Origin of the sequence: Methylobacterium segetis (assembly GCF_004348265.1) — a bacterium.
In the GTDB taxonomy this organism is placed as follows: domain Bacteria; phylum Pseudomonadota; class Alphaproteobacteria; order Rhizobiales; family Beijerinckiaceae; genus Methylobacterium; species Methylobacterium segetis.
This window is the reverse complement of the sequence record NZ_SMNT01000160.1, coordinates 1-6,890: the sequence shown is the minus strand read 5'-3', so window position 1 is coordinate 6,890 and position 6,890 is coordinate 1. Positions and strand designations below refer to the sequence as shown.

Below are 6,890 nucleotides of genomic sequence, written 5' to 3'. Positions count from 1 at the left end.
TGGATCAGGTGCCGCCCGGCCCGCACTCCCAAACGATCAGTTGCGGGACTTGTCGACCAGCGCCTTCTCGGAGATCCACGGCATCATGCCGCGCAGGCGCGCGCCGACCTCCTCGATCGGGTGGGCGGCGAGCTTGGCGCGCGTCGCCTTGAACGAGGTCTGGCCGACCTTGTTCTCCAGCATCCAGTTGCGGGTGAAGATGCCCGACTGGATGTCGTTGAGGACGCGCTTCATCTCGGCCTTCGTCTCCGGCGTCACGATGCGCGGGCCGGTGACGTACTCGCCGTACTCGGCGGTGTTCGAGATCGAGTAGTTCATGTTGGCGATGCCGCCCTCGTAGATGAGGTCGACGATGAGCTTCACCTCGTGCAGGCACTCGAAATAAGCCATCTCGGGGGCGTAGCCCGCCTCGACCAGGGTCTCGAAGCCGGCCTTGATCAGCTCGACGAGGCCGCCGCAGAGCACGGCCTGCTCGCCGAAGAGATCGGTCTCGCACTCCTCCTTGAAGGTCGTCTCGATGATGCCGGCGCGGCCGCCGCCATTGGCCGAGGCGTAGGACAGGCCGAGATCGTGCGCGTTGCCGGACGCGTCCTGCGCGATCGCGATGAGCGTCGGCACGCCGCCGCCCTTCAGGTACTCGCCCCGCACCGTGTGGCCGGGGCCCTTCGGGGCGACCATCAGCACGTCGAGGTCCTTGCGGGGCTCGATCAGGTTGAAGTGGACGTTGAGGCCGTGGGCGAAGAGGAGCGCGGCGCCCTCCTTGAGGTTCTTCTCCAGGGATTCCTTGTAGATGTCGCCCTGCAGCTCGTCGGGGGTGAGCATCATCACCACATCGCCCCACTTGGCGGCGTCGGCGACCGACATCACCTTGAAGCCCTCGCCTTCCGCCTTCTTGGCGGTGGCCGAGCCCTCGCGGAGCGCGATCACGATCTCCTTCACGCCGGAATCGCGCAGGTTCAGCGCGTGGGCGTGGCCCTGGCTGCCGTAACCGACGATGACGACCTTCTTGCCCTTGATCAGGTTCAGGTCTGCGTCGCGATCGTAATAGACCCGCATGGCGGCTTGTCCTTTTCGTGAGGTGTCGATGAGTGCGCTCCGGCGCCCTCGTTCGCGCGGCCGTGCGATGGCGGCGCTTTTAGCGAGGCGATCCCCTTGACGAAAGGGGAAATCGCCGCATGGCAGCCCTCGCGGGCCGACAGTCCCGCCCCGCCGTCAGGCCGGCAGCGGAAGCCCCTCCCGCGCGAAGGCCCGCTGCACGGCCGGGCGCCCGGCCATGGCGCGGGCATGCGCCGTCCAGGCCGGGAAGCGCTCGGCCATGTCGAAGCCGAGAGCCGGCCCGCGGCCCCAGGTCCAGAACAGCAGGAGGTAGGGATCGACCACGCTGTAGCGCCCGCCCACCGCCCATCCGCCGTTCGAGAGCCGCACCTCCGTCATGGTGCAGAGGTCGCCGAACGTGTCGGCGCCCTTGGCGCGGATGCCGGGATGGGCCGCCTCGTCGGCGCTGTAGCGCTCGGCCCGGCGGATATGGGCGTAGGCGGGGTGGTGGTTGGTGGAGAGCCAGCCGAGCCACTCGTCGGCGAGGGCCTGGTCGCGGGGGCTCTCGGGCCAGAGCCCGGCCTCCGGATGCGCGCGCGCGATGTGGCGCAGGAGCGCGGTGTTCTCGGTGAGCACCCAGCCCCCCTCGTCGAGGGCCGGCACGCGGCCGCGCTCATTGACCGCGAGGTATTCGGGCGCGCGCTGGTCGCCGGCCTGCAGGTTGAGGCGCACGGTCTCGAAGGGCGCCCCGGTCTCCTCCAGCGCGATGTGCGAGGCGAGCGAGCAGGCGCCGGGGGCATAGTAGAGGGTGCGGGCGGTCATGGCCTTGTCCATCGTGCCGGAGCGGTCGCCCGGCTCAGAGAAGAAGCAGCGCTGCGAGCTGATGCCGAACCTCGACGAGAACGGCTTCCGGAGCGGAACCGAGCCGCCGCAGAATCCGGCCTCGCTGGTCGAGGGAGCGAACCTGATCCGTCAGGACGGCGCCCTTCACGGGAGCGCCGGGCGGGAGGAGCACCTTCGTCGGCCAGGGCTCCGTATTGCCGGTGACCGGGCACACGATGACCCGCCGTGTCGCCGCGTTCATCGAGGCCGCCGACACGACGAGAGCGGGGCGTCGGCCGTCCTGCTCCGTTCCGCGCACGGGGCCGAGTTCGACGAGGATCAGGTCGCCCGGCTGAAGCTGCGCATCACCGCCGGTCATCGTCGTCGATGATCTCGGAGCCGACATCCGGCCCCCAATCCACGGTCGGCGGCTCGAAATCCGGTCCGAGGCGCCGCATCTCGGCGACCATCTCCTCCAGCGTATAGACGGGCAGCCCATCCGCGAAGCGGCGACCGCTCCACGGCTCGGATTCAGGCTTCGCGACGATCTCGACCGTTTGCCCCTCGCTGACGCCGAGCCGGTCGGCCTCCTCGCTGGTCAGCCGGACAGCGAGATCGTCGCCCCAGCGGATGACTTTCGCTTCCATCGCGCGACCTCCCGGCCCGGCACCGACTCACGGCGCTGTGCGGCCCGATCCTACAACGGCTCGGCGCCCCGCCCCATCGCGGCGATGCCGGTGCGGCAGATCTCGACGAGGCCGATCACGCTCATCAGGCGGATGAAGCGGTCGATCTCCTCCGTCGTGCCGGTGAGCTCGAACACGAAGGAATTGAGCGTCGCGTCGAGCGTCCTGGCGCCGAAGGCGGCGGCGAGCCGCAGGGCCTCGCTGCGGTGCTCGCCCTGGCCCACCACCTTCACGAGGCAGATCTCGCGCTCCAGCGCGTTGCCCTGGAGCGTCAGGTCCACCACCCGGTGCACCGGCACGAGCCGGTCGAGCTGCGCCTTGATCTGCTCGATCACGGCGTTGGTGCCCGTCGTCACGATGGTGATGCGGGAGAGGTGGCGCGCCTCCTCCGTCTCGGACACCGTCAGGCTCTCGATGTTGTAGCCCCGCCCCGAGAACATGCCCGAGATCCGGGCGAGCGCGCCCGGCTCGTTGTCCACGATCACCGCGAGGGTGTGCCGGTTGACGGTCTCGACCCGGACCGGCTCGGGGTAGTGCGTGTTCATCGCGTTCATCGTCCTGCTCCCGCCCGCTCCCTCAGACCAGCATCTTGCCTTCCTCGGAGATCACGTCGCCGAGCTCGACGCCGGTCTCGCCGAGATAGTCGGAGAGCAGCATCTCGTTGTGCGCCTTGCCCGAGGGGATCATTGGGAAGCAGTTCTCGGTCTTGTCGACGACGCAGTCGAAGATGACCGGCCCGTCATAGTCGAGCATCTCCTTGATCGCCGCGTCGAGGTCGCCCGGCTTGTCGCAGCGGATGCCCTTGGCGCCGTAGGCCTCGGCGAGCTTCACGAAGTCCGGCAGGCTCTCCGAGTAGCTCTGCGAGTAGCGCGAGCCGTGCAGCAATTCCTGCCACTGGCGGACCATGCCCATGTACTCGTTGTTCAGGATGAAGATCTTGACCGGCAGGCGGTACTGCACCGCGGTCGAGAGCTCCTGGATGTTCATCAGGATCGAGGCCTCTCCCGCGATGTCGATGACGAGCCCGTCCCGGTGGGCGAGCTGCACGCCGATCGCCGCGGGCAGGCCGTAGCCCATCGTGCCGAGGCCCCCGGAGGTCATCCAGCGGTTCGGCTCCTCGAACTTGAAGTACTGGGCCGCCCACATCTGGTGCTGGCCGACCTCGGTCGTGATGTAGGTCTCGCGGTCCTTGCAGGCCTCGTAGAGCCGCTGCACCGCGTATTGCGGCTTGATGATCGTGCCCGACGGCCAGTAGGCGAGGCATTCGCGCGCGCGCCAGGTGCGGATCTTGCCGAACCACGCCTCGAGGCGGCCCTTGTCGGGGTCGGACGGCAGGGCGGCCCACGCCTCCAGCATGTCCGCGAGCACCGAGGCACAATCGCCGAGGATGCCGATATCGACCTTGACGACCTTGTTGATCGAGGAGGCGTCGACGTCGACGTGGATCTTCTTCGAGTAGGGCGCGAAGGCGTCGAGGCGGCCCGTGATGCGGTCGTCGAAGCGCGCCCCGATGCAGACCATCACGTCGCACTCGTGCATCGCGAGGTTGGCCTCGTAGGTCCCGTGCATGCCGAGCATGCCGAGGAACTTGTCGTCCGAGGCCGGGAAGGCGCCGAGCCCCATCAGGGTCGAGGTGACGGGGAAGCCCGTCGCCGCGACGAGATCGCGCAGGAGCCGCGAGGCCTCCGGGCCCGAGTTGATGACGCCGCCGCCGGTGTAGAAGACCGGCCGGCGCGCGGAGGCCATCAGCTCGATCGCCGCGCGGATCTTGTCGGCATCGCCCTTCACGACCGGGCGATAGGTCTTGTGCCCCTCGAAGCTCGGGCGCTCGTAGAGCCCGCTCGCGAACTGGATGTCCTTCGGCAGGTCGACGACGACGGGGCCGGGCCGGCCGTGGCTCGCGACGTAGAACGCCTCGTGCAGGATGCGCGGCAGGTCGTCGATCGATTTGACGAGGTAATTGTGCTTCGTGCAGTGGCGCGTGATGCCGACCGTGTCGCATTCCTGGAACGCGTCCGTGCCGATCAGGTGCGTCGGCACCTGCCCCGTGATGCAGACGAGCGGGATCGAATCCATCATCGCGTCGGTGAGGCCGGTGATGATGTTGGTGGCGCCGGGTCCCGAGGTGACGAGGACGCAGCCGACCTTGCCCGAGGAGCGGGCGTAGCCCTCCGCCGCGTGGACGGCGCCCTGCTCGTGGCGCACGAGCACGTGCTGGATCGCGTCCTGATGGAAGAGCGCGTCGTAGATCGGCAGCACCGCGCCGCCCGGATACCCGAACAGCGTCTCGACACCCTGATCCCGGAACGCCCGGATGACCATTTCGGCCCCGGTCATGACCTCGCCGCTCATCGTCTTCCTCCTTGAACCCGTTCTCGAACTCCGTTGCGCTTCAACCCGGCCGCGGGCAACAAAAAAGGGCCCCGATCGGGACCCTGCATGCGCCACCGCCCGGATCGCGGCCCTGGCTTCAGGGCCGCCCCGTCAGTGGCGCTTTCGTTACGATAAGGATGTGACGCATCGGGGTGACGTCTCGAACCCTGTTCGACCCGCCTCGGCAGCGGAGTCGCGGAAAAGTGTCGGGTCTCATAGCGGAGGGACCCTGTCGGGTCAACGGCGCGCGCGGCGAAACCTGCACGCCCGCATTGCCGGGCTCCCGGTCGCGCCCTATTGGGACAGTCCAAGACTTCCCATCCCACCCTCAGCAAGGCGACGACGCCCGTGGCGCTGCCCGAGACGGCCTCGAACCGGGCCTCCTCCTACCTCCTCCTCGACGTCGCGGGCCAGACCTGCGCCCTCCCCCGCGAGGCGGTGCGCGAGGTGCTGCCGCTGCCCGACCTGTTCCAGCCGCCGAGCGGGGGCTCCTGGCTCGCGGGCTTCCTCAATCTCGGCGGGAACCCGGTGCCGGTCATCGATCTCGCCCGCCTGTTCGGGCTGCGCGCGGGCCGCGCCGACCCCGGCCTCTACGCCCATCTCGTCCTCGCCGCGGACGGCTCGCGCGCCCTCCTCGTCGACCGGGCGAGCGACCTCGTCGGCGTGCCGGCCGAGGCGGTGCGCGCGGTCGAGCCGGGCCAGACGCTCAACGGCTGCGTCGAGGCGGAGATCACGGTGCGGGGCCGCCTCGTCCACGCCCTCAGCCTCGCCCGCATCCTGACGGAGGAGGAGGGCGGCCGGGTCGAGGCCCTGGCCGTCGCCGCGCGCGCGCGCCTCGCCGACCTGCCGGCGGCCTGAGCCCCTTGGCCCGCGAGCCTTCCCGCGAGCCTGCCCGCGAGCAGCCCGCCGCGCGGCGGCCGGAGCCGCGCGATCCGTTCGCCGATCCGGGCTACGCGGACCTCAAGGCCGAGATCATCGCCCGGACCGGCCACCAATACTACGCCGACAAGGACGGCCTGCTGTTCGACCGGCTCCGCCGCCGCTTCCGCGCGGCCGGGATGGCCGACGCCACGGCCTACCGCGCGCTCCTCGCGCAGGGCCAGGACGGCGCCCGCGAATGGGCCGCGCTCGAGGCCGAGATCACCATCGGGGAAACCTTCTTCTTCCGCTACGCGGAGCAGTTCGAGGCGCTGCGCGAGACCATCCTGCCGGGCCTGATCGCGGCGCGCGGCCCCGAGCAGAGCCTCAAGGTCTGGAGCGCGGGCTGCTCGACGGGGGCGGAGCCCTACTCGGTGGCGATCCTCCTGCGCGAGATCCTCGGCGAGGCGCTGCCCGAGTGGCACGTGGCGATCACGGGAACCGACATCAGCGTCGCCGCGCTCGCGACCGCGCGAGCCGCGCATTACGGGCGCTGGGCGCTGCGCACGATGCCGGCCGAGGCGCGCAACCTCTATTTCCGGCGCCTGCCCGCGGAGCCCGGTGCCGCCCGCGAGGGCGGCTACGCCCTGCGCCCCGAATTCCGCCGCATGGTCCGGTTCGAGCGGCAGAACCTGCTCGCCCTCATCGACGGAACGGCGCCCGCGCGCTTCGCGGAGTTCGACCTCATCCTCTGCCGCAACGTGCTGATCTATTTCAGCGCCGAGACCGTGGCGGGGATCGTGCGGGCGCTCGGGCGCCGGCTGCGGCCGGGCGGCTGGCTGCTGATCGGCCATGCCGAGCCGAACCCGGCCTTCGCCGACTGGCTCACGCCGGTGAACCTGCCCGGCACCGTCGCCTATCGCCGCCTCGACGAGGCCGCGCCGTCGCCGCCGGATCGGCTGCCGCCGCCGCCGGCGCCTGCCCCGCCCGTGTTCCCCGCTATCGTCCCGCCGCCGCCGTTGCCGCCGCGCCCGCCCGCGGACCCGCCTCCGCCGCCCGAGGAGGAGGCGCCCGTCGCCCTGCCGGTGCAGGTCGGCCCCGATCCGCGCGGCGAGG

Annotated in this window: 8 protein-coding genes; 2 read left to right on the top strand and 6 right to left on the bottom strand. The window is 70.3% G+C overall.

The annotated features are described in order from the left end of the window. Positions 1-36: 36 nt before the first annotated feature. The 6 genes from ilvC to E1J50_RS24905 form a co-directional block, all read right to left on the bottom strand. On the bottom strand, positions 37-1,056 hold the full coding sequence (gene ilvC / locus E1J50_RS24930) for a ketol-acid reductoisomerase (protein WP_132256596.1): 1,020 nt from the start codon (positions 1,054-1,056) through the stop codon (positions 37-39). A 156-nt stretch (positions 1,057-1,212) separates the two neighbouring features. After that, positions 1,213-1,857, bottom strand: coding sequence for a glutathione S-transferase family protein (locus tag E1J50_RS24925; RefSeq protein ID WP_132256802.1), 645 nt, complete (start codon positions 1,855-1,857; stop codon positions 1,213-1,215). A 34-nt stretch (positions 1,858-1,891) separates the two neighbouring features. Next, positions 1,892-2,236, bottom strand: a complete 345-nt coding sequence (locus tag E1J50_RS24920) for a type II toxin-antitoxin system PemK/MazF family toxin (RefSeq protein ID WP_132256799.1) — start codon at positions 2,234-2,236, stop codon at positions 1,892-1,894. Then, positions 2,223-2,504: an AbrB/MazE/SpoVT family DNA-binding domain-containing protein gene (locus E1J50_RS24915; RefSeq protein ID WP_132256796.1), complete on the bottom strand. Its 282-nt coding sequence runs from the start codon at positions 2,502-2,504 to the stop codon at positions 2,223-2,225. Before E1J50_RS24915 ends, E1J50_RS24920 begins: the two co-directional genes overlap by 14 nt. Positions 2,505-2,554: 50 nt before the next feature. Next, the gene (gene ilvN / locus E1J50_RS24910) at positions 2,555-3,097 is read right to left on the bottom strand and encodes an acetolactate synthase small subunit (RefSeq protein ID WP_132256794.1); all 543 of its coding nucleotides are present in this window, start codon (positions 3,095-3,097) and stop codon (positions 2,555-2,557) included. Positions 3,098-3,119: 22 nt separating this feature from the next. After that, entirely contained in the window at positions 3,120-4,895 is a 1,776-nt protein-coding gene (locus E1J50_RS24905) for an acetolactate synthase 3 large subunit (RefSeq protein WP_132256791.1), read from the bottom strand. A 369-nt stretch (positions 4,896-5,264) separates the two neighbouring features. Here E1J50_RS24905 and E1J50_RS24900 point away from each other — a divergent pair, with 369 nt between their 5' ends. Together E1J50_RS24900 and E1J50_RS24895 are read left to right on the top strand one after the other, a co-directional pair. After that, the gene (locus tag E1J50_RS24900; protein ID WP_245516748.1) at positions 5,265-5,774 is read left to right on the top strand and encodes a chemotaxis protein CheW; all 510 of its coding nucleotides are present in this window, start codon (positions 5,265-5,267) and stop codon (positions 5,772-5,774) included. Positions 5,775-5,779: 5 nt separating this feature from the next. Further along, positions 5,780-6,890: CheR family methyltransferase (locus E1J50_RS24895; protein ID WP_132256789.1), on the top strand; the 1,111-nt coding region annotated here is incomplete at its 3' end.